The organism is Cryobacterium cheniae (assembly GCF_004403395.1).
Lineage (GTDB): Bacteria > Actinomycetota > Actinomycetes > Actinomycetales > Microbacteriaceae > Cryobacterium > Cryobacterium cheniae.
In genome coordinates this window covers 37,548-59,889 of the sequence record NZ_SOGN01000024.1, presented here as the reverse complement: position 1 = coordinate 59,889, position 22,342 = coordinate 37,548, and the positions used below count along the sequence as shown (strand labels likewise).

Here is a 22,342-nt window from a genome sequence, read left to right as displayed (position 1 = left end):
CGGAGCGACACTTGCCGCAGTTTCCCTCCCCGGCCCCGATCGGGCAGTCTGGGAGGATGGCCGAGAAGCTGAGGCAGAACCTGACCGAAACCGTTTCCCGCGGAGCTCGGGCCCGAGCACGGGCCCGAGCACGGGCCGCAACCGGCGCCCGGGCGCCGCTGAGCCCGCAGGACGCCGTGCGCCTGACGGCCCTGATTCGCATGAAACGCCTCGCGATCGGATTGCTGCTCCTGATGGCGGTGGTGTTCGCGGCCTCGTTCGCCCTGCAGGAGACCTACCCGTGGCTGCAATATGTGCGCGCCGCGGCCGAGGGCGGCATGGTCGGCGCCATCGCCGACTGGTTCGCCGTGACGGCCCTGTTCCGCTACCCGCTCGGCCTGCGCATCCCGCACACGAACATCATCGCCAGCCGCAAGGACGAGATCGGTGCGAGCCTGGGCGAGTTCGTCGAAACGAACTTCCTCTCCGAAACGGTCATCCGCGGCAAACTCGAGTCGCTGGGGGCGTCCCGGCGGCTCGGCGTCTGGCTCTCCGAGGAGGAGAACGCGCGCCGGCTCACCGACGAGGTCGCGGTGGCGGGCGCCGGGCTGCTCAATCTGCTCAGCGACGACGCGATCAAGGACCTGATCGAGACCGTGGCGCGGGAGAACCTGTTGAAGCCGGAGTGGGGCCCGCCGATCGGGCGCGTCGGGGCGCGGCTGGTCGAGTCCGGGCAGCAGCACGCTGCCGTCGACCTGCTGCTCGAACGGGCCGAGGGCTGGCTGCTGGTGCATCCGGAGGCCTTCGGGCGGGCCGTGTCCCAGCGGCTGCCGGGCTGGCTGCCCGGCTTCGTCGACAAGCTGGTCGACGACAAGGCGCACCGGGAGGTGCTCGCCTTTGTGGCCGATGTGAGGGCCGATGTCGCACATCCGCTCCGCCTGGCGATCGACCGCTACCTGGTCGAGGTGACCGAAGACCTGCAGCACGAGCCGGCGATGATCGAGCGGGTCGAGGCGCTCAAGCTGGAACTGCTCGATAGCGCCCGGCTGCGCGAATTCGCGAGCGAGACGTGGGAGGCGGTCAAGGTGTCCCTGGCGGCGGCGCTGAGCGATCCGGCGAGCGGCCTGCGCACGGGCATCCGCTCGTCCGTCATGGAGGTCGGCGGGCGCCTGCGCACCGACCCCGCCCTCGGCGCCCGCATCGACCGGTGGTTGGCCGACAGCGCGAGCTACGTCGTGCGCCGGTACCGGCATGAGATCGCCGGGGTGATCACCGAAACCGTCGGGCGGTGGGATGCGGCCGAGACTGCCGAGAAAATCGAGCTGCAGATCGGCAAAGACCTCCAATTCATCCGCATCAATGGAACCGTGGTGGGCGCTCTGGCCGGACTGGTCATTTTCGCGCTCGCCCAGGCCGTTGTGGGCCTGGCGTAGCGAGTCGGGGCCGCGACACCGGGCCGCGCCCCGAATGGGGGATACCTTCCGCCCTCGGAACTGTGGCGGACAACCACGCCCGGCAACTGAACCGGGTCATGGAGCGGGTCACCGCTGAGAGCCGCGACGGGGTCATCTTCGTGCCCTCCAGTGCGCCGCCACCACCGCCGGAGGGACGGTTCCGATCCACCGAATCGTATGCGCACTGGGCCGACGGCCTGGCGTCCCGGATGGCTCCGCTCCTGGACGCGAACCGGATTGCGACCCAGGACACCGAACCGGTTCCCACCGACCACCAGGCGAGGACGAGGGAGGCGCAGCGCCAGGTTCTACGCCGGATTCCCGATCGAGTCACCGTCCGGCGAGTTCATCGGCGCGCTCTGCGTGTTTGATTCGAAGCCCCGGTCGGCAAGAAATCGTCGACGTCGTGCTGCTGCGCGAGCTGGCGCTGATGGTGCAGCGAGAACGCGCGATCCCCGTCACCGCCGAGTAGCGTCCGCGCGTTCAGGCGCCGTGGCCGAGCCCGGCGGGTGCCGCTCCCGGCGACAGGCGCGGAGCCGCGCCGATCACAGCGTTTTCCGGAACGCGCCGGTCGCGTTCGACGACCGCTCCGGAGTCGATCCGGGCCTGCCGACCGATCCGCACATAGCTGCCGAGCCGGGCAGCGCTGCCGACGACCGAGTCCGCGCCCACGTGCACGCTCTGGCCGATGAACACGTGCGACCCGACGATTGCGTCCTGGTCGATCCAGCTGCCGGGGCCGATCCAGGCTTCCGCCCCGACCCGTGCGCCACTCTCCACGTAGGCGGTTCGGGACACGAACGCCGCGGGGTGGACGCGCGCGCCGGGGGAGACCAGCCCGTGCCCGTTCGGGTGACGCCGGTATCGGGTGACGATCCCGGCCTCGATTTCGACTTCTTCATTCACTCTGCCCACGGGGCCTCCTTCTGCTGTCGCCGGCATCGGGCATGACGGCAACACGTCAGTGAAGTATGGAGCAGCTACCCGAACGGCGCCCGAATCAACGCTGGGTGTGCGCCGGGAGTCTGGAACAGCGGTCGGGCGGCCCGGGGGCGTGACGCGTGCATCACGGCCCCGGGCATGCGCCGACACTTCTTCTGAGAGTGGGCCCCGTCGGGCTCGAACCGACGACCCAAGGATTAAAAGTCCTTTGCTCTACCAACTGAGCTAGAGGCCCGCGGTTAATAATGTACAGGGGATTCCGGATCCGTTTTTCTAGGTACCGTGGGAGAGGGTCTTCTGCAGAAGACGGATGTGCCCACAGCGAACACGAGCGACGAAACCAGGAGGACGCGATGGCCGAGAATTTCCACAAGCCGACCCAGTTCTCGGGCAGCAAATTCGAGTCCTTCCAGGGCGGCGAGGACCCGGCGTCGATCAGCCGGGTGGCGCACGAGACCGCGCACGCGCTCCTGGCTCGCGTGCGCAGCGACCCCGACCCCGACATCGTCGAGCGGCTCGTGGCCTACACCGACGAGAACGGCGTCGACGCGGTGGCCGAACTGTGGTCGCGGGCGACCCCGCGGAGCCTGCCCGGGGCGCTCTGGCGGATCTACCTGGTGCGGTTGCTCATCCGCCAGGATCCCGAGGGTACGGCGTTCCTGTACCAGCGCGGAACCGAGGTCACCGTGGCGATCGACCCGGTCATCGCCGGTGCCGCCGTGCCCACGGGCACGGCCGAGATCATCGTTCTGGCCGACCAGATCCTGCGCGGAATCTTCACCGGCGACTTCGCCGTGGCGCTCGACCGTGCGGCGGCGTTCTGCCGGGTCACCTCCGTCGGGTGCACCAGCGTCGCGGACGACCTGGAGATGACGGAACCGCTCCGGTCCAGTGAGCTGACCACCCGCGCCCTCCGGTTCTCCACCACCGCCCAGGAGTTCAGCTCCTGCGCCCGGCTCTGGCGCAGCGATTCCCTGGACTGACCGAACCGGGACCGGCCGTGAGTCGGCCGGGCCGGTGCGCGAACCGCATCCGTGTCGTTTACACTGGACTCTGGTCGGGCCGCAGTAACCCCGGGCTCCAATATTCGCCGCTTTGAGCGGCCTCGCGCCGAGAGGCGTTCTGCGGTCCGGCCTCCACACTCTTCCTCGGCTTTTCGTGCTCTACCAATCCGATCCGGGCTCTGCGCCGAACCATGAGTCATGGACGTGGACAAGACCTGAGATGCTTGTTCTCATGAGTGCTGAATTCGACGTCGACCGAGAGTCGATCGTTCCTGCTTCCCAGGAGGAACTTCTGGGCCGGGTGGCGCAGGGAGACGAAGGAGCATTCGGGGATTTGTATGACCGGATGGCGCCCCGAGTCCTCGGCCTCGTCCGACGCCTGTTGGTCGACCCCTCGCAGTCGGAAGAAGTGACCCAGGAGATTTTCCTGGAGATCTGGCAGACGGCGACGAGGTACGAGGCCCAGCGTGGTGGGGCTTCGACCTGGATCCTGACCATGGCGCACCGCCGTGCGATCGACCGGATTCGGTCGTCGCAGGCCAGCCGCGACCGGGACATCAAAATCGGTATCCGTGATCTTGCGGTGGCCTACGACGAGGTGGCCGAGACAGTCGGAGTACGAATCGAGCACGAGAGGGTGGAGAAGGCGATGGCCAGATTGACGGAATTGCAACGCCAGGCGATCAGCCTCGCCTACTACGGTGGCCTCAGTCAGAGTGAAGTCGCCGAGCGGTTGCAGATCCCTCTCGGAACCGTGAAAACGAGGCTGCGCGACGGAATGATCCGCCTGCGCGATGAACTGGGAGTGGCGTCATGAGCGACAACACCCGGGATGACGAAACCCGCAACACCGCCGGGGAGAACCCGGGCGAGCTGGCCGGTGCTTACGCCCTCCACGCTCTGGGCGAGGAGGACGCCGCCGACTATGAGGAACACCTCGCAGCGTCCGAGCAGGCCCGCATCGAGGCCGCCGAGCTGAGTGACACCGCGGTGGCGCTGGGCCTTGCCGTCGCCCCCGTACAGCCCCCGGCCGCGCTCAAGGCTTCCCTGATGGCCAGGCTCGCCTCCACGCCGCAGCTCGCGCCCCTGCCGGGCGATCAGACCGCACCGGCCGCCGCACCGGCCGCTCCGCCGGCCACAGCAGCAGCAACCGCAGCGGGCACCGCATCCGAGGAGCCCGCAGCCCCCCGGCTCGCTCCGGCTCCGCAGCTCGAGTCGTCCCGGTCGTGGCCGGAGGCGACGGATGCTCCCGCGCCGCCCAACGATCCGGCACCGAACCCAGGTACGGCACCCGAGCGCGCCGCCCCCGAACGCACCGCCGCCGAACGCGCCCGGGTGCGCTGGTTCCAGCGTCCCGCCAGCGTGCTCGCGGCGGCCGCGGCAGCCGTCGCCCTGTTCGCGGGGGGGACGTTCGTCGGACAGTCGTTGGAGTCGGACCAGTTCGCGCAGGAGCAGGCCGCCGGCCTGGTGCAGATCACGGCGGCCTCCGACACGCAACGGGCCTCGGCGACGACCGCCGACGGTCAGGAGGCCACCCTGGTCTGGTCCGAGGAGCGCGGCCTGTCCGCGCTCCTGGTCGACGACCTGCCGGCCCTGTCGTCCGACCAGGACTACCAGCTCTGGTACATCGGCGGCTCGGGCGCGGTTTCGGCCGGAACCTTCGACTCGTCCGGTTCCGGGACCGTGTGGCGCGTGCTCGACGGTAGCCTCACCGCCGGCGACACGATCGGCGTCACGGTCGAGCCCAAGGGCGGCTCGAAGCAGCCGACCAGCGACCCGATCCTCGCCATCCAGAGTTCCTGACCGGTTCCCGGCCCGATCCTCTAGGCTCGAAGGATGACTGTTCGGCCGAGGACGCTGCCCTTCACCCTGCTCATCGACCCGGTCCCTGCGGATTCACCGCAGACGGCCTTCGGCGGCACCTTCCACGAGGTGGACCCCGGCGCCCCGGCGCTGCGCGTGGGGGAGCTCAGCGCCCAGCGGGGCGACGGCGTCTTTGAGACCCTCGGGGTTATCGGCGGCCGCCCGCAGGCGGTCGGCCCGCACCTCGCCCGGCTGGGAACCTCGGCCGCGATCTGCGAGCTGCCCGAGCCGAACACCACCCAATGGCAGGCCGCGATCGCGCACGTGGTCGACCGTGTCCCGGATGAGGGCGAAATCGTGCTGAAGCTCGTCTACAGCCGCGGCGTCGAGTCGGGCCCGGCACCCACGGCCTGGCTGCACGCGACCGCCGCGCCTGACTTCGGCCCTGTCCGCGAGGGCGGCATCCGAGCTGTCACCCTGGACCGTGGCTACCCGCACGGGGTCGCCGATCAGGCGCCGTGGCTTCTGATGGGCGCGAAGACGCTCAGCTACGCGGTCAATATGGCCGCACTGAGGGAAGCCCGTCGCCGCGGCGCCGACGACGCCATCTTCCTCACCCACGACGACTTCGTGCTCGAGGGCCCCACCTCGACCGTGATGCTCCGCACGGGCGGCGTCTACGTCTCTCCCGTCCCGAGCAGGGCCATCCTGCACGGCACCACCCAGCAGAGCGCATTCGAGCACCTGCGGGCGGCCGGGGAGCACACGGAGTACCGTGACGTGCGCGTCGACGAGCTGCGGGCGGCGGATGCCGTCTGGCTGCTCTCCAGCCTTCGTATGGCCGTGAGCGTGACCGAACTCGACGGCAGGCCGCTGCCCGTCGATCTCGAGCGCACCCGCGCCCTCAACGCCGCCCTGCTCGCCCGCACCACCTGACGTTCCGCGGCAGCGCCTCGCCCCAGCAGGGCGCTGAACTCTAGCCGAAGCGGCCGGAGACGTAGTCCTCGGTGGCCTGCACGCTCGGGTTGGAGAACATCGTGGTCGTGTCGTCGTACTCGATCAGCTTGCCGGGCTTGCCGGTGCCGGCGATGTTGAAGAACCCGGTGCGGTCCGAGACCCGGGATGCCTGCTGCATGTTGTGGGTGACGATCACAATCGTGTAGTCGGCCTTCATCTCCTCGATCAGATCCTCGATCGCCAGGGTCGAGATCGGGTCGAGGGCTGAGCAGGGTTCGTCCATCAGGATGACGTCCGGCTGCACAGCGATCGCACGCGCGATGCAGAGACGCTGCTGCTGCCCGCCGGAGAGGCTCGAGCCGGGCTTGTCGAGGCGGTCCTTGACCTCGTTCCAGAGGTTCGCACCCATCAGCGACTTCTCGATCAGGTCGTCCGCATCGGACTTGGCCATCCGGCGGTTGTTGAGCTTCACGCCGGCCAGGACATTGTCGCCGATCGACATGGTCGGGAACGGGTTCGGGCGCTGGAACACCATGCCCACCTGCCGGCGCACCAGCACCGGGTCGACGCCCGGGCCGTAGAGATTGTTGCCGTCGATGAGAACCTCGCCCGTGACGTACGCCCCGGGGATGACCTCATGCATGCGGTTCAGCGTGCGCAGGAACGTGGACTTGCCGCAGCCGCTGGGCCCGATCAGGGCCGTCACAGTGCGAGGCTCGATCACCAACGACACCTCCTCGACAGCGAGAAACTTGCTGTAGTAGACGTTGAGGTCGTTGACTTCAATGCGCTTGGACATGCATTCCTTTGGTTCGGACGGCCGAAGGCCGGGAGGTGGAGCCTAGCGGCCGAGCTTGGGGGAGAAGATTCTGGCGATGACGCGCGCGCCGAGGTTCAGCAGCATCACGATCAGGATGAGCGTCAGGGCACCGGCCCAGGCACGGTCGAGGTACGCCTGGGTGTCCGCGCCCTGATTGGCGTACTGGGTGTAGACGAACACGGGCAGGGTCATCATGCGCTCGTTGAACAGATCGTAGTTCATGCTCGCCGTGAACCCGGAGATGATCAGCAACGGGGCCGTCTCCCCGATCACTCGGGAGATCGAGATCATGATCCCGGTCACGATCCCGGCGAGGGATGTCGGCAGCACCACCTTGAGGATGGTCAGCCATTTCGGCACACCCAGGGCGTACGCCGCCTCGCGCAGCTCGTTGGGAACGAGCTTGAGCATTTCCTCGCTGGAGCGGACGACGACCGGGATCATCAGAACCGTGAGCGCGATGGCGCCGCCGAACCCGAAGCGGATGCCGGGGTCGTTGAACAGAAGTGAGAACAGGGCGAAGGCGAACAGTCCCGCCACGATCGACGGGATCCCGGTCATGACGTCGACGAAGAATGTGATCGCCCGGGCGAGCCGGCCACGGCCGTACTCGGTGAGGTAGATCGCACTCAGCAGGCCGATCGGAACCGAGATGAGCGTGGCCACACCGGTGATCAGGAGCGTTCCGATGACCGCGTGCAGGGCACCGCCGCCCTCGCCCACGACGTTGCGCTGGGACTGGGTGAAGAAGCTCGGCGTGAGGAACGCCGGAAGCCCGTTGACCAGGGTCGTGAACACGAGGGAGAAGAGCGGCAGCAGTGCCACCACGAAGGCCACGGTGACGAGGGCGGTGACCAGGCGGTCCTTGGCTTTGCGCACACCCTCGACGTAATACGAGAGGAGGAAGATGGCGACGCAGTAGACGACGGTACCGAAGAAGAGCGTTCCGACGATGTTGAATCCCTCGGCGGCCCCGGAGAGCATGAGCACGAAGAAGAACGCTCCGGTGACCAGCCAGCTGGCCAGCAGCACGATGAGTGGGGAGTGCCGGGGGAGCTTGCCCGCGGTGAGGGAGTTCGTCAGCGGCGCGGCCGTGGGTGCGGTCGTTCTCGTCAGGCTCATCAGTTCGCTCCGGAGAATGCCTTACGGCGGTTGATGATGACGCGGGCGATCATGTTCACCACGAGAGTGATGACGAAGAGGATCAGGCCTGTCGCGAGCAGGATGTTGACGCCGACGCCGTTCGCCTCCGGAAAGTTAAGGGCGATGTTCGCGGCGATCGTGGTGGGGTTCTGCGAGGTCAACAGCTGGAAGATGACGTCCCGGCTCGGTGAGAGCACCATGGCGACGGCCATGGTCTCGCCCAGGGCGCGGCCGAGGCCGAGCATCGAGGCGGAGATGATGCCGGCGCGGCCGAAGGGCAGCACGGCCATGGTGATCATTTCCCAGCGGGTAGCGCCGAGCGCCAGCGACGCCTCCTCGTAGAGCACGGGGGTCTGCAGGAAGATCTCCCGGGACAGCGCGGTGATGATCGGCAGCACCATCACGGCGAGCACGATGGCGACGGTGAGCGTGGTGCGCCCGGTGCCGGAGACCGGGCCGGCGAAGAGCGGGAACCAGCCGAACCACTCGACCAGGTTCGTGTAGAACGGCTGCACGAGCGGGGCGAGCACGCCGATGCCCCACAGCCCGAAGACCACGGACGGCACTGCGGCCAGCAGGTCGATCAGGTAGCCCAGACCCTGCGCGAGCTTGCGGGGGGCGTAGTGCGAGATGAAGAGCGCGATGCCGATGGCGATGGGCACGGCCATGAGGAGGGCGAGGAAGGCCGACCAGAGCGTGCCGAAGGCGAGCGGTCCGACGTACTGCCAGAAGTTGGTGGCGTCACCCTTGAACTCCTCCGGATCGGCCACGAAGGCCGGCAGACTCTGCACGAGCAGGAACGCGGCGACGGCGGCGAGGATGGCCAGGATAAGGCTGCCGGACACGATCGTGCTGGTGGAGAAGATGCGGTCGCCGGGGCGTTCCTTGGCCTTGAGCGTGGGGCGCTCGACTGCGGTCGTCATGCCGTAAATCTCCCTGGGAGGGTGAGGGTGAAAGCGGGGAAGGAGAGGTTCATGTCACAGGCCACGAACCCCAGTCTGCCCGACCCGGTGCTCGCAGACTAAGCGAGCACCGGATCGGGCAGCGGAGAAGCGGTGGAGCGGGTGTTACTTGACGGTCTCGAGAACCGCTGCGACCTTGTCCTGCAGTTCGGTCGTCATCGGTGCGGCGCCGGCGGATGCCTCAGCCTCGGCCTGTCCCTCGGCGCTGGCCATGTAGCCGACGTAGGCCTTGACGAGCTCAGCCTGGGCGGCGTCGGCGTACTCGGTGCAGACGACCGCGTAGCTGACCAGAACGAGCGGGTACTCTTCCGGGTTGGTGGTCGTGCGGTTGAGGTCGAACGCGAGGTCGTTGGCTTCGCGGCCCTCGACCATGGGCGAACCGTCGACGACGGCGGCGGCGGCTTCGGCGGTGTAGGCGACGAACTCGTCACCGACCTTGAGCTTGGCGACCCCGAGGTCGCCGGCACGCGATGCGTCGGCGTAGCCGATGGTGCCCACGCCGTTGGTGACGGCGTCGACGACACCCGAGGTGCCCTGGGCGCCCTCACCGGTCTGGAACGGGAACGTGTCGGAGGCCTTCTCGGTCCACACGGCCGGGGCGTTCTGGCCGAGGTAGTCCGCGAAGTTCTTCGTGGTACCCGAGTCATCCGAGCGGTGCACGGCGGTGATCGCGGTCGACGGGAGCGAGACGCCCTCGTTCAGCGCGACGAGGGCCGGGTCGTTCCAGGTGGTGATGGTGCCGGCGAAGATCTTGGCCAGCGTGTCGGCGTCGACGTTGAGCTCGTCGACCCCTTCGACGTTGAAGATCACGGCGATCGGGGAAATGTACGTGGGCAGGTCTACCGCGGTGGTGTCCGCTGCGCAGGAAGCAAAGGTGCCGGCGAGTTCTTCATCGCTCAGGTAGGAGTCGGAGCCGGCGAAGTCCAGACCACCGGCGATGAACGCCTCGCGACCCGCGCCGGAACCGGACGGGTCGTAGTTGATGGTGACGTCGGGGTTCGAAGTCTGGAAGGCGGCGATCCAGGCTTCCTGGGCTGAGCCCTGGGAGGAGGCGCCGCCGGCGTTGATCGTGCCGGTGAGGGCGCTGGCGGAGTCGGACTCCGGTGCGGCGCCTTCATTCGCGGCGCAGGAAGACAGAGCAAGAGCGGCGACGACGGCGATGACCGCGGGTCGGCCAAAACGCGTGAAATTCACAGAGATCCCTTTCGAGGGTTTTTTCAGAAAAGTGACTGCAAGTTCGAGGCCGGTGCTGGCCTCGGGATGACCATATTCCGCCGGGTTAACGACACCCCTGCGAAAAGGTTAACGGCGGGTGAACGCGGCGGGGCAGGGCAGGACAAGCAGCCGGTGACTCAGTGAAATGCCTGGTCAGTAGGCAGGTGAATGAGTCTCGATGGCGACGATCCCCGCGCTCGGATTGTCGGCGGACAGGTGCACCACCGAGAAAGACCCCGTTTCGAGGGCCGCCGCGTCGGAGATGTACGCACCGTGGGTGCTCCCCGTGGCCAGGGCGATCTCGTGCAGGATCTCGGGGAGAACCGGCCCGTGGCTGCAGATCACGGCGGTCTTGCGCGACCGCACCCGCTTGCCGATGCCGGAACGGACATCCGCCAGACCCTGTTCGAACGCATCCTGGCTGTAGCGGTCGGTGCGCTTGATCTGGATGCCGGTGGCCGCCGCGAGCGGGGCCACGGTGGTCACGCAGCGGGTGGCCGTGCTCGACACGATCCGCTGGGGCTGCCAGGCGGTGATCGTGGGCACGATCGCGGCGGCCTGCTGGACTCCGCGCTCGGTCAGTGGGCGGCTGAAGTCCGGGCCCGACCACTGGCCGGGTTGCACGGCCTTGCCGTGGCGAAGCGCGATCAGGGCGAAGGTGCGGGTGACCCCCATGTCGACGAGCTTCGCGAACGCATCGATGATGTCCACGTCGGGCGTGTAGCTGAGATAGCTGCGGGCCTTCTTGATGGTGACCCACTCGATCGCCGCGACCTCGCCGTTGGGCACGAAGGTCGAGTGCTGGATGGCCTCGGCCGAGATTTCCGCGGCCCAGTAGTGCACGATCTTCTCGCGGCCGTTGAGCAGCGAATAGGCGGAGACGCCCAGCGGCACGCCGAGGGCCACGGCCAGGCCGGTCTCCTCCTCGATCTCGCGCACGGCCGTCTGCGGCAGGGTCTCGCCCGGGTCGACCTTCCCCTTGGGGATGGTCACGTCGCCGTACACGGTGCGGTGGATCAGGAGAACGTGGATCTTGCCGTCGATCAGGCGCCAGCAAACGGCGCCCGCGGCGTAGACGGCGGGCTCACTCATCGGCGGCCCGTCGGGCGCTTGCGGTGGGTGATCTGCTGCATGAGCCGGTCCTGCATGTCGTCGAGCGGGTGGCCGGAGGCGTCCTGGTGGTGGCGCGTCCATTCGCCCGAGCTGTCCAGCCACCACGATGAGGTGCGGTCGTCCATGGCCCGGGTGAAGAGGGCGTCGATTTCGGCGAGGTGGTCAGGGTCGACGAGGCGCACCAGCGCCTCGACCCGGCGGTCGAGGTTGCGGTGCATCATGTCGGCGCTGCCGATGTAGACCTGCGGGTCGCCATTGGTGTGGAACGAGAAGATCCGGGAGTGCTCCAGGTACCGTCCGAGAATCGAGCGCACCTTGATGGTCTCGCTCATCCCGGGGACGCCGGGCTTCAGGCTGCAGATGCCGCGCACCCAGATCTCGATCGGCACGCGGGCCTGGCTGGCCCGGTAGAGCGCGTCGATGATGGCCTCGTCGACCATGGAGTTCACCTTGATCCGGATGCCCGACGGCTTTCCGGCCTGGGCGGCCGCGGTCTCCGCCGCAATGCTTTTCAGCAGGCCGCGGCGCAGGTGCAGCGGCGCCACCAGCAGGCGCTTGAACTTCTTCTCGATCGCGTAGCCGGAGAGCTCGTTGAACAGACGGGTGAGGTCCTTGCCGACCTGCGGGTCCGCCGTGAGCAGCCCGAGGTCTTCGTAGAGCCGGCTGGTCTTGGGGTTGTAGTTGCCGGTGCCGATGTGGCTGTAGTGGCGCAGCACGCCGTTTTCGTTTCGCACCACGAGGGCCAGCTTGCAGTGCGTCTTCAGGCCCACGAGACCGTAGACCACGTGCACGCCGGCCTTCTCCAGCTTGCGGGCCCAGGTGATGTTGGCCTGCTCGTCGAAGCGGGCCTTGATCTCCACCAGGGCGAGCACCTGCTTGCCCGACTCGGCGGCCGCGATGAGTGCCTCGACGATGGGGCTGTCGCCGGAGGTGCGGTACAGGGTCTGCTTGATGGCGAGCACATCCGGGTCGGCCGCGGCCTGCTCCAGAAACGCCTGCACACTGGTCGCGAACGACTCGTACGGGTGGTGCAGCAGGATGTCCTGGCGTGAGATGGCGCTGAAAATGTCCGGTTGCGCGTTCGGTTCCGGTGCCAGCAGCTGCACGGCCGTCGTCGGCACGTGCTTCACGTAGCGCAGGTCCGGACGGTCGATCCGCAGGTCGAACAGCCCGCCCAGGTCGAGCGGCGCCGGCAGCCGGTACACCTCCTGGTCGGTGACGTCCAGTTCGCGCACGAGCAGGCCGAGGGTGACCTCGTCCATGTCCTCGGTGATCTCGAGCCGGATGGGCGGGCCGAACCGGCGGCGCAGCAGTTCCTTCTCGAGGGCCTTGATCAGGTTCTCGGTCTCGTCCTCTTCGATCTCGACGTCTTCGTTACGGGTGACGCGGAAAATGTGGTGCTCGAGGATGTCCATGCCCGGGAAGAGATCCCCGAGGTGATTCGCGATCAGGTCCTCGAGCGTGATGAAACGCACACTGTCGGCCTTCTCGCGGCGATCCACGCGCACGAAGCGGGGGAGCATGGTGGGTACTTTGAGCCGGGCGAATTCCTGCTTGCCGGTCTTCGGATTGCGCACCCGGACCGCGAGGTTGAGTGAGAGCCCGGAAATGTAGGGGAACGGATGCACCGGGTCGACCGCGAGCGGCATCAGCACCGGGAAGATCTGGTTCGAGAAGTAGTCCCGCAGGGAACGGCGGTCGGCTTCGTCCAGAGTGTCCCAGTTGACGATGTCGATCCCGGCTTCGGCCAGGGCCGGGCTGACGAGGTCTTGGAAGGCGTGGGCGTGCCGGTCCTGCAGAACGTGGGCGGTGGTGGAGATATCGGAGAGGGCGTCCTGCGGGGCGCGCCCGATGTTTGTCGGTACGGCCAGCCCGGTGAGGATGCGTCGCTTCAGGCCGGCGACCCGCACCATGAAGAACTCATCGAGGTTGCTGGCGAAGATGGCCAGGAAGTTCGCCCGTTCGAGGACCGGCAGATCGGGATCCTCCGCGAGCTCGAGCACCCGCTGGTTGAAGGCCAGCCAGCTCAGCTCCCGGTCGAGGTAGCGCTCGGTGGGGAGCGCCGGATCGTTCTCGCCGATCAGGGGATCGAAATCATCGTCAAAGTCGTTGCCCAGGCCCGAGTCGGTCTGAATGTTATCGCCGTCCATTTGACCATCTTGACACTGCCGACCGCGCGAATGCGACGATCTGAGATGAACACTGGTCAACGCGGTCGTCGGCGGTACTGCACATCGATGGTTCGCTCGGTGAAACCGAGCGAACGGTACAGGTCCACCGCGGCCGTACTGTCGGCCTCCACGTACAGGTCCGCGGTTACGCAGCCGCGCTCGCGGAGGCGGTCGAGCCCGGCCAGCATGAGCCGTCGGCCGACGCCGCGACCGGCGGCATCCGGGTGAACACCGACGACGTAGATCTCACCCACCGGGGAGCCCGTCTCGACCTTCAGCCAGTTGTAACCGATCATCCGGCCGTCGCCGGCGTCACGGGCCACCAGGAAGTCGTCGGCTGCGAACCAGGGTTCGGCCAGGCGTGCGGTCAGATCCCCCGCGGTGAGCGCCCCCTGCTCCGGGTGCGCGGCGAACACCAGCGCGTTGAGCGCCACCCACTCCGCGTCGTCCTGCCCTGGCCGGAAAGCGCCGATCTCAATGTCGGCACGGATGCCGGCGCGCGCCGGGTCTTGGGGCTCGGCCGGGACGCCGATCGCCGTCGCCCCCGCCAGGTCCAGACGTAGCTGCAGCAGGGTGCGCTCGGCCGTGAACCCGAACCGGTCGGCGAGCTCCCGGGCGGCGGGGTGATCGCCGTGCGACCAGATGCGAAGCTCCCCGGACGCGTCGGCCAGGAGAGAGGCCAGGGCGGCCGCGCCGTGTCCGAGCCGGCGCCTTGTCGGGGCGACGACGAGGTCGAGTTCACCGGCACCGAGGATGCCCGCGCCCACGACGACGTCCCCGTCCGCGACCAGGAACGGGGAGCGGTGACCCGCTGCCGCATCGAAGAGGGACTGCTCGTTGAAGGGTGGGTAGCCGTCGGCCCGGGTGGCGGCGGCTCTGATCCGGTGGAACTCGGCCGCGAAGGCGGCATCCGTCAGATCAGGCGCGAACCGGATGAATTCCACGGGCACCGTCCTGTTCCTGCACATTGAACCGGTAACCGACGTTGCGCACGGTGCCGATCAGGGATTCCTGGTCGCCGAGTTTGGCCCGCAGCCGCCGCACGTGCACGTCCACCGTGCGGGTGCCGCCGAAGTAGTCGTAGCCCCAGACCTCGCTGAGCAGCTGCTCCCGGGTGAAGACCCGCGACGGGTGCGCGGTCAGGAAGCGCAGGAGCTCGAATTCCTTGTAGGTGAGGTCGAGCGGTCGGCCGTGCACCTTGGCGGAGTAGCTGTCCTCGTCGATGATGACCCCGGCGGCGCGGATGGTGGCGGATTCCTCCGGGCGCGGCACGCGCCCGGCGGCGAGACGGATGCGGGCATCCACCTCGGCCGGCCCGGCCGTCTCGAGGATGACATCGTCGACGCCCCAGTCCGGACTCACCGCGGCCAGGCCACCCTCCGTGAGCACGAGGAGCAGCGGAACGGTGCTTCCCGTGCTGCGCAGAATCTGGCAGAGCAACTTGGCCGCCATCAAATCGGAGCGGGCGTCCACGAGCAGGAGGTCAGCGTCGGGCGCGGTCACCAGCCGGTCCGGCTGTGCGGGGATGACGTGCGTGCCGTGTGACAGCAGGGCGAGGGCGGGTAGAACGTCACTGTTGTCCGCCGAGGTCAGGATCAACAACTGGGCCACGCGCACCCTCCAAGGATCGGTGCCAATCCTAGCCTGCCGCGGAAAGGGTCCCGAGCAGGGCAGAATGAGAGGGTGAGCTGGCAGTGGAAGAGCGTCGTCGTCGTGTGGTTGTTCGCGCTCGTGTGCGCCGTGCTGACCGGATGGCTGTCCTTGCCCGGCCAACATCTGGTCTGGATCAGCCTCGCCTTCGCCGGTTGCACGATCGGGACCCTGTGCGTCCAGCTTGCGACCGGCCGCAAAGAAGGTTATGTGGACCGCGTCACGATTAGTCTCGTCGGGGCCGTGACCGTGCTCGCCGCCGCCACCGGAATCTTCGCTCTGACCGGGCTCGTCTGACCCCGCACCGGCTCTGCGCCGACTTGCCTGGCTCTGATCGGACGGTCCGGGGGGTTATCGCCTGCGAGCGGGCTAGAGTATGGGACATGTCTATCCTCGCTATCGAAATCTTCTTCCTGGGGCTGCTCGCGCTGGCGAGCCTGTCGATCGCCTGGGTGTCCGGCATCGTTCTGTTCAAGCTGTACCGGGGGCAGCGGTAGTCCTCGATGTTTGAGCTCCCCACTCAACTCCCCTCCGAACTCGTGCCACTGGCGTGGCTCCTCGGGGTGTGGGAAGGTTCGGGAGTCATCGACTACCAGATCGGCGATGAGTCGGTCAGCCGCGAGTTCGGGCACCGGCTGAGCTTCAGCCACGACGGCCTGCCGCACCTGAATTACAGCTCCTACACCTGGCTCGAGCCCGACTCCGCCGGCGGTGAGAAGACGCCGCTGATGACGGAAACCGGGTACTGGCGGCTGAGCCGCGCCCAGGGGATCGGTGATCCGGGTCCGGGTCTGCTGCCGGCCGAGGGGGAGCATCCGTTCGTCACCGCAGCGGCGGTCGAAACCCTCCGCAACGCCGACGACGGCTTCGACATCGACGTGACCCTGGTTCACCCCGGCGGGGTCGCGGAAATCTACCTCGGCCAGGTCAAGGGCCCGCGCATCGATCTGGCGACGGATGCCGTGATGCGCACCCAGGGTGCTAAACCCTACTCGGCCGCGACGAGGCTCTATGGTCTGGTCGACAGCCATCTGCTCTGGGCCTGGGACATCGCCGCCCTCGGCCAGAGCCTGCGCACCCATGCGTCCGGCCGCCTCGCGCGCGTCGAATGAACCGGGCGCCACGACGCCGAACCGTCCGTTGAAAAGAGTCCCCATGACCCCGGCAGCCCTGCCCCTTCCCCCCTCCCCACTGCTCGAACTCGACGGCGCCGTGCAGGCCGAGGGTATCGACGCCGGCGTGGCCGCGCACTACGGCGCACCTCTGTCCGAGCAGCGCCGGCTCCTGGCCGGGGGAGCCGTCGTCGACCTGTCCCACCGCGGCGTGCTCAGCGTGGCCGGGCCGGACCGGTTGACCTGGCTCAACTCCATTTCCAGCCAGGAGCTGCGCCGCCTGACGCCGGGGGAGTCCACCGAGACGCTCCTGCTCGACCCGAACGGCCACGTCGAGTACGCCATGGAGGTCATCGACGACGGGGTGGAGACCTGGCTGCTGGTGGAAGCGGCCCAGCTGCCCGGGCTGCACGCGTGGCTCGACAAGATGCGCTTCACTCTGCGCGTGCAGGTCGTCGATCACACTCTCGCCTACGCCGTGATCGGGGCGATGGGTGACCCGTCGGCGCTGCCGCTCACTCCGGCCACTCCCAACGGCGTGCCCCTGGTCTGGCGCGACCCCTGGACCCAGGTTGCCGACGGCGGATACCAGTACGCGCCCGGACCGGCGCACCCGGCCGCCTCGTGGCACTGGACCGAGACCCTCGTGCCGCGCGCGTCCCTGCCGGCCCTCAGCGACGCCGTACGAAACGAACAGGTCACCGCGGCCGGGCTTCTCGCCCTCGAGGCCCTGCGGATCGCCGCCTGGCGCCCGCGCCGCGCCACGGAGGTCGACGAAAAGAGCCTGCCGCACGAACTCGACTGGCTCCGCAGCGCCGTGCACCTGAACAAGGGCTGCTATCGCGGCCAGGAAACCGTGGCCAAGGTGCACAACCTCGGGCATCCGCCGCGCCGGCTGGTGCTGCTGCACCTGGACGGCTCCGACGCGGTGCTCCCCGTGCACGGCGACGAGGTGCAGGCGGTGAAGCAGCTGCAGGACGGGACGACCGAGCACCGCGGAATCGGTCAGATCACCTCCAGCGCCATCCACTACGAACTCGGTCCGATCGCGCTCGCCACGGTCAAGCGCACGGTGCCCGCCACGGTCACCCTCTACGTGGCGTCCCAGGGCATCCTCGTCGCGGCCGCCCAGGAGGTCATCGTGCCTCAGTCGGCCGGCTCCGTCGCCGACATCCCCCGCCTGCCCCGACTCGGCATCCGCACGCCCGGCCGCTGACCCGGCTGCTGACGCAGCCCCGGTGCGCCCGCCACGTCGGTAGTATCGATCTCATGTCAGATGCATACAATCTTATTCTTCTCCGTCACGGCCAAAGCCTATGGAACCAAGAGAACCTCTTCACCGGCTGGGTGGATGTCAGGCTGAGCGAGCAGGGCGCGGGTGAAGCCAAGCGCGCCGGCGAGCTCCTCGCCGAGTCGGGCCTGCTGCCCGACATCCTGCACACCTCATTACTTACCCGCGCCATCCAGACCGCGAACATCGCGCTGGAAGAAGCCGACCGGCTGTGGATCGACGTGAAGCGCTCCTGGCGCCTGAACGAGCGCCACTACGGCGCCCTGCAGGGCCTCGACAAGGCGGAGACCCTCGCCAAATTCGGGCCCGAGCAGTTCCAGCTGTGGCGCCGCTCCTTCGACGTGCCGCCGCCCGTGCTGGCCGACGATTCCCCCTGGTCCCAGGCGCATGACCCGCGCTACGCGGCACTGGGCGCCGACCTCCCCCGCACCGAATGCCTCAGCGACGTCGTCGACCGGATGCTGCCGTACTGGGAGTCCGACATCACTCCCGACCTGCGTGCGGGCAAGACGGTCCTCGTCACCGCCCACGGCAACTCGCTGCGCGCGCTGGTCAAGCACCTCGACGGCATCAGCGACGTGGACATCGCCGAGCTGAACATCCCCACCGGAATCCCGCTCGTCTACCGCCTCGGCGCCGACATGATGCCGCTCGGCCCCGGCCGCTACCTCGACCCCGAGGCTGCCGCCGCCGGTGCCGCGGCCGTCGCGGCCCAGGGCAACAAGAAGTAGTTCCTCTCACCCACCACGAACGAGAAAGCCCCGGAAGCAGTCGCTTCCGGGGCTTTCTCGTTCGTGCGGTGCCGGGACGCTAGGCGTTCGTGTCCTGCTTCCAGGCGCCGGTACCGAGGTACTGCACCTTCTTCGCGATCGAGACCGCGTGGTCGGCGAAGCGCTCGTGGTACCGGCTGGCGAGGGTGGAGTCGACTGTGTCGGCCGCCTGGCCCTTCCAGGTCGCCCCGAGGACGGCGTCGAACACGCTGAGGTGCAGCGCGTCGACCTTGTCGTCCTCGTTGCGGATGGTCTCGGCCAGGACCATGTCCTCATTCGTCAGAAGCTCGGTGAGCATGCGGGAGATCGCCGTGACGAGTATGCCCATCTCCGCGAACGTACCGCGCAGGCTCTTAGGCACAACCTTGTCGGGGAACCGGTAGCGGGCCAACTGGGCGATGTGCGTGGCCAGGTCGCCCATCCGTTCCAGCGATGCGCTGATCCGCAGGGCGCTGACGACGATCCGCAGGTCGCGTGCCACCGGCTGCTGGCGGGCGAGGATCGTGATGGCCAGCTCATCGAGTTCGATGGTCAGCTCGTCGATCTTCTCGTCTTCGGAAATCGCTTCCTCGGCCAGGCCGACATCGGACTCGTTGAAGGCGCGCGTGGCCTTCTCGATGGAGATCGCCACAAGACGGGAGATCTCGACAAGGCGATCCTGCACTTCGGCGAGTTCCTGCTGGAATACTTCACGCATGGTGTGTGGTCCTTCCTGGGCGCGCGTAACGCGCAGACACGTGAGACCCACCTGGGCTCCACACAAGCGTGGGGGAGCGAGGTTAACGGCAGGTGCCGTGGTCTTGAACACTACCTAAAGTAGCCTGCGCTCCGGAACGCTCAGGTCACCTGCCGGTTATAAGTGTCAGTAATCTGGATAAATGGAATCGACAGGGCTTGTGCTGGTCGCTCTGGCACTGGGTCTCGCTGTCGGTGCCGGATTCATGACGCTGTTGCACATGGCCGAACATCACGGCCGGCGCGCCGCCGAGGTGGTGAACCCCGCCGTCCCCGACGGGGTCGACCAGGTGCTCGATGCTCTCGAGACGGCCGGCGCCGTGGTCGACCCGTCCAACAACGTGATCAAGGCGTCCCAGGCCGCGGTGTCGATGGGGCTGGTCTGGAACCGGCAGCTGGTTCACACCGAGCTCCTGGACCTGATCGGCCAGGTGCGCCGCTCCGGCGAGCCGATCTCGGAGAACCTGATTCTTTCCCGCGGACCCTTCGGCGATGCCAGCATGCGGGTGCGGGTGCGCCTGGCCCGGCTGGGGACGCGGTACGTTCTTCTGCTGGCGGAGGACCGTACCGAGGCTTTCCGACTCGACGAGGTGCGCCGCGACTTCGTCGCCAACATCAGCCATGAACTGAAGACGCCCATCGCCGCCGTGGGGCTGCTGGCCGAGGCGCTCAACCAGGCGGCGGACGAACCGCTGCAGGTACGCCGCTTCGCGACCCGCCTCACCACCGAGTCCGGGAGGCTCAGCCGTCTGACGCAGGAGATCATCGAACTGTCCCGCCTGCAGGCGCAGGATTCCCTCACCGAGCCGGAGATCGTCAACGTCGACGCCATTGTGGCCGCCGCGGTGGATCAGAGCCGGGTCACCGCGGAGGCCGCCCAGGTCACGATCGCCCTCGGCAAGAAGTCCCGTGCCGAGGTGAGCGGCGACGAACGGCTCCTCGTGATGGCCGTGCACAATCTCGTGGCCAACGCCGTGAATTACTCGGGCGACGGCTCCCGCGTCGGGGTCGGCGTGCGCAAGAATGCCGGAGTCGTCGAGATCAGCGTCACCGACCAGGGCGTGGGCATCGAGGAGGCCGATCTCGATCGGATCTTCGAACGCTTCTTCCGCGTGGACCAGGCTCGTTCCCGGCATACCGGCGGCACGGGGCTCGGCCTCGCGATCGTCAAGCACATCGTTCAGATCCACGGCGGCGACATCCGCGTCTGGTCGCAGCCCGGCAGCGGGTCGACCTTCACCATCCGCCTCCCGGAGGCGCCGTACCCCGCTCCGGCGGCGATAGGAGACACCCCATGAGCCATATCCTTCTGGTCGAAGACGAGAGCGCGCTCAGCGAGCCGCTGAGCTTCCTGCTCGAACGGGAGGGGTACGAGGTCACCGTTGCCGAAGACGGGCCCAGCGCCGTCACCGAGTTCGACCGCACCGGCGCTGACCTGATCCTGCTCGACCTCATGCTGCCCGGTATCCCGGGCACGGAGGTGTGCCGGGAGATCCGTACACGGTCGTCGGTGCCGATCATCATGCTGACCGCCAAGGACTCCGAGGTCGACATCGTGGTCGGGCTCGAGCTCGGCGCAGATGACTACGTCACCAAGCCGTATTCGACCCGGGAACTCCTCGCCCGCATCCGGGCCGTCTCCCGGCGCCGCACCGACGAGGCCGGGGAAGACCCGAGCCTGCTCTCGGCGGGTACGGTGAGCATGGACACAGAGCGGCACGCCGTGACGGTGTCCGGCGAGATTGTGAACCTGCCGCTGAAGGAATTCGAGCTGCTGGAATTCCTGCTGCGCAACGCCGGGCGGGTACTCACCCGAGGTCAGCTGATCGACCGGGTCTGGGGCAGCGATTACTTCGGTGACACCAAGACCCTCGACGTGCACATCAAGCGGATCCGGTCGCGGATCGAGGCCACCCCGTCGGATCCGACCATGCTGGTCACCGTGCGTGGCCTGGGCTACCGCTTCGAGGCCTGAGGCCTGAGGCCTGAGGCCTGAGGCCTGAGGCCTGAGGTGAGGCCTGAGCGCTGAGGCTCTCGCCCTACGGGGCCGAGGTCGGCAGGAGCGTCGAGTACTCTCTGAGCGTTCCATCGAGCACCGGAACGAGAATCTCGGCGCCGGTCTCGTTGCCGTACTGGAAGAAGACCGGGAACAGCGACCCCGGCGTGACGTCGGCCGTGACGGTGACGGTCGGGGCCTCAGGCGTGCCGAGCGTGACGCTGGAGTTCGCGTCCACGTTCACGTCCTGGGTGACCTTCTCCGTGCCGTCGTCGTACTGCACGCTCAGGCTGTGCGCCGAGTCGCCCGAGTTGACCACGGTGACGACGAGGTTGGCGACGGCGCCGTCGTCCGACAGCAGCATGGCGTTGCGGATGGCGAGGTCGCCGACGTTGCCGCTGACTCCGTCGCTCGCGTCATACTTCGCGGTCGTCGACTGCGGTGCCAGCAGGTTGCAGCCGCTGGTCCCCAACAGGATGCCGGCCGCCACGACGACGGACACGATGATACGAGCTCTCACAACGCCTCCAACAGTTCACCGTTCCGCCCGATGGCCAAACGCTGCAAATTTAGCTTTCGCCCCAGCCTACTGGCTCCAGCCGGGACGGGCAGCGCGCGCCCGGGCGCGGCGAACCTTACCACCGACAGCTGTGGTATTATAGACGCTGCTGAAGGGATACACATATGCTTTTTGAGGTTGGCGAAACCGTCGTTTATCCCCACCATGGTGCTGCGACGATCACCGAGGTGAAGACGCGGATGATCAAGGGTGAAGAGAAACTCTACCTGAAGCTCAATGTCACCCAAGGCGATTTGACCATCGAGGTGCCGGCCGAGAACGTCGACCTGGTCGGCGTTCGCGACGTGATCGGCAAGGAGGGCCTCGACAAGGTGTTCGAGGTGCTGCGTGCGCCGTTCACCGAAGAGCCCACCAACTGGTCCCGCCGGTACAAGGCCAATCTGGAAAAGTTGGCTTCCGGCGATGTCATCAAGGTGTCCGAGGTCGTTCGCGACCTGTGGCGCCGAGACCAGGACCGCGGACTGTCCGCCGGCGAGAAGCGGATGCTGGCCAAGGCCCGTCAGATTCTCATCTCCGAGCTGGCCCTGGCCGAGAAAACGGACGAAGAGAAGGCCTCCACGGTCCTCGACGAGGNTCGACGAGGTCCTGGCCTCCTGACCGTCAGAATTGGAATTGCTTTCGCTGGAAGGCGGCGCCCGAGCGGTG

The 22,342-nt window shown here is 67.7% G+C and carries 22 protein-coding genes, 1 tRNA gene and 1 pseudogene; 12 read left to right on the top strand and 12 right to left on the bottom strand.

What is annotated here, in order from left to right:
• Positions 1 to 56: 56 nt before the first annotated feature.
• A complete protein-coding gene (locus E3T23_RS04080) occupies positions 57 to 1,412 on the top strand; it encodes a DUF445 domain-containing protein (RefSeq protein ID WP_134369133.1) in 1,356 nt (451 codons plus the stop codon).
• A gap of 504 nt (positions 1,413 to 1,916) precedes the next feature.
• Here E3T23_RS04080 and E3T23_RS04075 read toward each other — a convergent pair.
• Positions 1,917 to 2,348 (bottom strand): GlgC family sugar phosphate nucleotidyltransferase, encoded by a 432-nt coding sequence (locus E3T23_RS04075; RefSeq protein ID WP_166806196.1) that lies wholly within the window; start codon positions 2,346 to 2,348, stop codon positions 1,917 to 1,919.
• Between the two features lie 189 nt (positions 2,349 to 2,537).
• Positions 2,538 to 2,610 (bottom strand) — tRNA-Lys (locus tag E3T23_RS04070).
• Between the two features lie 118 nt (positions 2,611 to 2,728).
• On the opposite strand from E3T23_RS04070, the gene E3T23_RS04065 reads away from it, so the two are divergent.
• The 4 genes from E3T23_RS04065 (at position 2,729) to E3T23_RS04050 (ending at position 6,118) form a co-directional block, all read left to right on the top strand.
• Complete coding sequence (locus E3T23_RS04065; protein ID WP_134369131.1) at positions 2,729 to 3,358, top strand: DNA-directed RNA polymerase subunit beta; 630 nt, start codon at positions 2,729 to 2,731, stop codon at positions 3,356 to 3,358.
• A gap of 253 nt (positions 3,359 to 3,611) precedes the next feature.
• The gene (gene sigK, locus E3T23_RS04060) at positions 3,612 to 4,196 is read left to right on the top strand and encodes an ECF RNA polymerase sigma factor SigK (RefSeq protein WP_241977591.1); all 585 of its coding nucleotides are present in this window, start codon (positions 3,612 to 3,614) and stop codon (positions 4,194 to 4,196) included.
• Positions 4,193 to 5,182: an anti-sigma factor gene (locus E3T23_RS04055; RefSeq protein ID WP_134369130.1), complete on the top strand. Its 990-nt coding sequence runs from the start codon at positions 4,193 to 4,195 to the stop codon at positions 5,180 to 5,182. The genes sigK and E3T23_RS04055 overlap by 4 nt, the downstream gene beginning before the upstream one ends.
• A 33-nt stretch (positions 5,183 to 5,215) precedes the next feature.
• Positions 5,216 to 6,118: an aminodeoxychorismate lyase gene (locus E3T23_RS04050; protein ID WP_134369129.1), complete on the top strand. Its 903-nt coding sequence runs from the start codon at positions 5,216 to 5,218 to the stop codon at positions 6,116 to 6,118.
• Between the two features lie 40 nt (positions 6,119 to 6,158).
• On the opposite strand, the gene pstB is transcribed toward E3T23_RS04050, so the two are convergent.
• The 8 genes from pstB to E3T23_RS04010 form a co-directional block, all read right to left on the bottom strand.
• Positions 6,159 to 6,938 carry a phosphate ABC transporter ATP-binding protein PstB gene (pstB, locus tag E3T23_RS04045; protein ID WP_134369128.1) on the bottom strand — a complete coding sequence of 260 codons (780 nt, stop codon included), beginning with the start codon at positions 6,936 to 6,938 and terminating at the stop codon, positions 6,159 to 6,161.
• Positions 6,939 to 6,980: 42 nt separating this feature from the next.
• Positions 6,981 to 8,081, bottom strand: a complete 1,101-nt coding sequence (gene pstA / locus E3T23_RS04040; RefSeq protein ID WP_134369127.1) for a phosphate ABC transporter permease PstA — start codon at positions 8,079 to 8,081, stop codon at positions 6,981 to 6,983.
• Positions 8,081 to 9,025, bottom strand: a complete 945-nt coding sequence (pstC, locus tag E3T23_RS04035) for a phosphate ABC transporter permease subunit PstC (protein ID WP_134369126.1) — start codon at positions 9,023 to 9,025, stop codon at positions 8,081 to 8,083. Before pstC ends, pstA begins: the two co-directional genes overlap by 1 nt.
• Positions 9,026 to 9,169: 144 nt before the next feature.
• Positions 9,170 to 10,258, bottom strand: coding sequence for a phosphate ABC transporter substrate-binding protein PstS (gene pstS, locus E3T23_RS04030; RefSeq protein ID WP_134369125.1), 1,089 nt, complete (start codon positions 10,256 to 10,258; stop codon positions 9,170 to 9,172).
• Between the two features lie 174 nt (positions 10,259 to 10,432).
• Complete coding sequence (locus tag E3T23_RS04025; protein WP_134369124.1) at positions 10,433 to 11,371, bottom strand: NUDIX hydrolase; 939 nt, start codon at positions 11,369 to 11,371, stop codon at positions 10,433 to 10,435.
• Positions 11,368 to 13,542 carry an RNA degradosome polyphosphate kinase gene (locus E3T23_RS04020; protein ID WP_134369123.1) on the bottom strand — a complete coding sequence of 725 codons (2,175 nt, stop codon included), beginning with the start codon at positions 13,540 to 13,542 and terminating at the stop codon, positions 11,368 to 11,370. The genes E3T23_RS04025 and E3T23_RS04020 overlap by 4 nt, the downstream gene beginning before the upstream one ends.
• 56 nt (positions 13,543 to 13,598) lie before the next feature.
• The gene (gene mshD, locus E3T23_RS04015; RefSeq protein ID WP_206750236.1) at positions 13,599 to 14,507 is read right to left on the bottom strand and encodes a mycothiol synthase; all 909 of its coding nucleotides are present in this window, start codon (positions 14,505 to 14,507) and stop codon (positions 13,599 to 13,601) included.
• Complete coding sequence (locus E3T23_RS04010) at positions 14,482 to 15,174, bottom strand: winged helix-turn-helix transcriptional regulator (RefSeq protein ID WP_174843835.1); 693 nt, start codon at positions 15,172 to 15,174, stop codon at positions 14,482 to 14,484. The genes mshD and E3T23_RS04010 overlap by 26 nt, the downstream gene beginning before the upstream one ends.
• A 72-nt stretch (positions 15,175 to 15,246) precedes the next feature.
• Here E3T23_RS04010 and E3T23_RS04005 point away from each other — a divergent pair, with 72 nt between their 5' ends.
• From E3T23_RS04005 to E3T23_RS03990, 4 genes are all read left to right on the top strand, one after another.
• Complete coding sequence (locus E3T23_RS04005) at positions 15,247 to 15,510, top strand: hypothetical protein (protein ID WP_166806191.1); 264 nt, start codon at positions 15,247 to 15,249, stop codon at positions 15,508 to 15,510.
• A 206-nt stretch (positions 15,511 to 15,716) separates the two neighbouring features.
• On the top strand, positions 15,717 to 16,325 hold the full coding sequence (locus tag E3T23_RS04000) for a heme-binding beta-barrel domain-containing protein (protein WP_134369119.1): 609 nt from the start codon (positions 15,717 to 15,719) through the stop codon (positions 16,323 to 16,325).
• 43 nt (positions 16,326 to 16,368) lie between these two features.
• Positions 16,369 to 17,541: a CAF17-like 4Fe-4S cluster assembly/insertion protein YgfZ gene (ygfZ, locus tag E3T23_RS03995; protein ID WP_134369118.1), complete on the top strand. Its 1,173-nt coding sequence runs from the start codon at positions 16,369 to 16,371 to the stop codon at positions 17,539 to 17,541.
• A 53-nt stretch (positions 17,542 to 17,594) separates the two neighbouring features.
• Positions 17,595 to 18,347 (top strand): phosphoglyceromutase, encoded by a 753-nt coding sequence (locus E3T23_RS03990; RefSeq protein ID WP_134369117.1) that lies wholly within the window; start codon positions 17,595 to 17,597, stop codon positions 18,345 to 18,347.
• Between the two features lie 79 nt (positions 18,348 to 18,426).
• Here the strand turns inward: E3T23_RS03990 and phoU are convergent, their stop codons facing one another.
• On the bottom strand, positions 18,427 to 19,083 hold the full coding sequence (gene phoU / locus E3T23_RS03985; protein ID WP_134369116.1) for a phosphate signaling complex protein PhoU: 657 nt from the start codon (positions 19,081 to 19,083) through the stop codon (positions 18,427 to 18,429).
• Positions 19,084 to 19,264: 181 nt separating this feature from the next.
• Between phoU and E3T23_RS03980 the strand changes: the two genes are divergently transcribed.
• Positions 19,265 to 20,419: a sensor histidine kinase gene (locus tag E3T23_RS03980; protein ID WP_134369115.1), complete on the top strand. Its 1,155-nt coding sequence runs from the start codon at positions 19,265 to 19,267 to the stop codon at positions 20,417 to 20,419.
• Complete coding sequence (locus E3T23_RS03975; RefSeq protein WP_134369114.1) at positions 20,416 to 21,096, top strand: response regulator transcription factor; 681 nt, start codon at positions 20,416 to 20,418, stop codon at positions 21,094 to 21,096. Before E3T23_RS03980 ends, E3T23_RS03975 begins: the two co-directional genes overlap by 4 nt.
• A gap of 64 nt (positions 21,097 to 21,160) precedes the next feature.
• On the opposite strand, the gene E3T23_RS03970 is transcribed toward E3T23_RS03975, so the two are convergent.
• Positions 21,161 to 21,637 carry a hypothetical protein gene (locus E3T23_RS03970; protein WP_134369113.1) on the bottom strand — a complete coding sequence of 159 codons (477 nt, stop codon included), beginning with the start codon at positions 21,635 to 21,637 and terminating at the stop codon, positions 21,161 to 21,163.
• Positions 21,638 to 21,801: 164 nt separating this feature from the next.
• Between E3T23_RS03970 and E3T23_RS03965 the strand changes: the two are divergent.
• A pseudogene (locus E3T23_RS03965) lies at positions 21,802 to 22,269 on the top strand (CarD family transcriptional regulator); the annotation flags it as partial.
• Between the last annotated feature and the right edge of the window lie 73 nt (positions 22,270 to 22,342).

What these genes read in the sequence shown, in the direction of transcription:
- E3T23_RS04050 (WP_134369129.1), top strand. Translation starts at nt 5,216, where the DNA reads ATGACTGTTCGGCCGAGGACGCTGCCCTTCACCCTGCTCATCGACCCG.
- E3T23_RS04025 (WP_134369124.1), bottom strand. Translation starts at nt 11,371, where the DNA reads ATGAGTGAGCCCGCCGTCTACGCCGCGGGCGCCGTTTGCTGGCGCCTG.
- ygfZ (WP_134369118.1), top strand. Translation starts at nt 16,369, where the DNA reads ATGACCCCGGCAGCCCTGCCCCTTCCCCCCTCCCCACTGCTCGAACTC.
- pstB (WP_134369128.1), bottom strand. Translation starts at nt 6,938, where the DNA reads ATGTCCAAGCGCATTGAAGTCAACGACCTCAACGTCTACTACAGCAAG.
- E3T23_RS04055 (WP_134369130.1), top strand. Translation starts at nt 4,193, where the DNA reads ATGAGCGACAACACCCGGGATGACGAAACCCGCAACACCGCCGGGGAG.
- E3T23_RS04065 (WP_134369131.1), top strand. Translation starts at nt 2,729, where the DNA reads ATGGCCGAGAATTTCCACAAGCCGACCCAGTTCTCGGGCAGCAAATTC.
- E3T23_RS03980 (WP_134369115.1), top strand. Translation starts at nt 19,265, where the DNA reads ATGGAATCGACAGGGCTTGTGCTGGTCGCTCTGGCACTGGGTCTCGCT.
- phoU (WP_134369116.1), bottom strand. Translation starts at nt 19,083, where the DNA reads ATGCGTGAAGTATTCCAGCAGGAACTCGCCGAAGTGCAGGATCGCCTT.
- E3T23_RS04000 (WP_134369119.1), top strand. Translation starts at nt 15,717, where the DNA reads ATGTTTGAGCTCCCCACTCAACTCCCCTCCGAACTCGTGCCACTGGCG.
- sigK (WP_241977591.1), top strand. Translation starts at nt 3,612, where the DNA reads ATGAGTGCTGAATTCGACGTCGACCGAGAGTCGATCGTTCCTGCTTCC.
- E3T23_RS04080 (WP_134369133.1), top strand. Translation starts at nt 57, where the DNA reads ATGGCCGAGAAGCTGAGGCAGAACCTGACCGAAACCGTTTCCCGCGGA.
- E3T23_RS03990 (WP_134369117.1), top strand. Translation starts at nt 17,595, where the DNA reads ATGTCAGATGCATACAATCTTATTCTTCTCCGTCACGGCCAAAGCCTA.
- pstA (WP_134369127.1), bottom strand. Translation starts at nt 8,081, where the DNA reads ATGAGCCTGACGAGAACGACCGCACCCACGGCCGCGCCGCTGACGAAC.
- E3T23_RS03975 (WP_134369114.1), top strand. Translation starts at nt 20,416, where the DNA reads ATGAGCCATATCCTTCTGGTCGAAGACGAGAGCGCGCTCAGCGAGCCG.
- pstC (WP_134369126.1), bottom strand. Translation starts at nt 9,025, where the DNA reads ATGACGACCGCAGTCGAGCGCCCCACGCTCAAGGCCAAGGAACGCCCC.
- E3T23_RS04020 (WP_134369123.1), bottom strand. Translation starts at nt 13,542, where the DNA reads ATGGACGGCGATAACATTCAGACCGACTCGGGCCTGGGCAACGACTTT.